Origin of the sequence: Paenibacillus chitinolyticus NBRC 15660, from assembly GCF_000739915.1 — a bacterium.
GTDB lineage: Bacteria > Bacillota > Bacilli > Paenibacillales > NBRC-103111 > Paenibacillus_F > Paenibacillus_F chitinolyticus.
The window spans coordinates 1-1,572 of record NZ_BBJT01000030.1 but is presented as its reverse complement, the minus strand read 5'-3'; the positions used below and the strand labels follow the sequence as shown (position 1 = coordinate 1,572).

Below are 1,572 nucleotides of genomic sequence, written 5' to 3'. Positions count from 1 at the left end.
TTAAGTATGCTGACGCCGGAGGAACGGACGCAGGTGCTGGAATCGTTTAACGACACGACCCGCGCCTATTCACCGGATGATAGCATGACAATTCACGGTCTCCTTGAACGTCAGGCGGCGCGCACGCCGGACCGCCCGGCCGTGGTGTCAGGAAAGCGGCAGTGGAGCTACCGCGAACTGAATGAACGGGCGAACCGGCTGGCGCGCACGCTTCAGGCCAAAGGTGTGGGCCGGGAGTCCCTAGTCGGCATATTGGCCGAGCGTTCACCGGAGATGATTGCCGCGGCGCTGGCCGTCATGAAGGCCGGGGGCGCATATGTGCCGATTGATCCCGATTACCCGGAAGCGCGTATCCGCTACATGTTGGAGGACGCCGGCGTTTCGCTGCTGCTCGCGCAGTCGCCCCTTCGGAACCGTGTGGCGTTTGGCGGCGAATGGCTGCTGCTGGACGATCCGCAAAGCTTCAGCGGCGACGGGTCAAATCTCGAAGGCTCCGTAGAACCCGGCGACTTGGCTTACGTCATTTATACGTCGGGTACGACGGGACAGCCCAAAGGGGTGCTGGTTGAACATGCGGGGGTATGCAACTACAAACTGTTTTACGATGAAGCGCTTAAGGTGTGCGAACAGGACCGCGTGCTTCTGTTTGCCAGTTTTTCATTCGATGCGGCCTGCTCGGAAATGACAATGAGTTTATTTGGCGGGGCGGCACTTTATGTGCCGGACGCTTCGGTGATCGCCGATTACCGGCTGCTGGAACAATACGTGCGGGACAACGGCATTACGGTCGCCACACTTCCGCCGACTTATGCCGCTTACTTGAACCCGGTGCACATGCCGAGCCTGACGCGGCTCATTACCGCAGGCTCCGCGTCTTCTCCCGTGCTGGCGCGCCGTTGGAGCGGGTTTGTCCGCTATTTTAACAATTACGGACCGACGGAGGATTCCATCTGCTCGACGGCATGGCCGTATTCGACTTTGGACGATACAGCTAAAACGGTGCCGATCGGGCGTCCCATCGCCAATCATCAAGTCTATATTTTGGGCGCGGATCAATCCATTATGCCGGTCGGCATACCCGGCGAATTGTGTGTCAGCGGAATCGGCCTGGCCCGGGGGTATTTAAACCGTCCCGAGCTGACTGCGGAAAAATTCGTTCCCGTTCCGTTTGCGCCCGAACGCCGGATGTACCGGACCGGGGACTTGGCCCGGTGGCTGCCCGACGGCAATTTGGAATATATGGGGCGCATCGACGACCAAGTTAAAATCCGCGGCTACCGCATCGAGCTTGGCGATGTTTTGACGCAGTTGAACCGGCTCCCTTCCGTGCGGGAAGCGCTGATCGTTGCTCATGCGGATAAGGCTGGCGCGGTGGAACTGTGCGCCTATTTCACCGCGGAAAAGACATGGAGCACCGGTGAACTGCGCCAAGCGCTGCTGCAAGAGCTGCCGGCCTATATGGTGCCGACTTATGCCGTGCAGCTCGCCGCATTTCCGCTGACGCCGAACGGAAAAATCGACCGGAGCGCGCTGCCCGCGCCGGACGTTGATCTCGCGGAGCGGTCGGGCGGA

At 60.1% G+C, this 1,572-nt stretch carries 1 protein-coding gene; it reads left to right on the top strand.

Annotated elements, in window-relative coordinates; genetic code table 11:
• Positions 1 to 1,572, top strand: a 1,572-nt coding sequence (locus tag PCH01S_RS29110) for an amino acid adenylation domain-containing protein (protein ID WP_042236006.1), incomplete at both ends; no start/stop codon positions are given.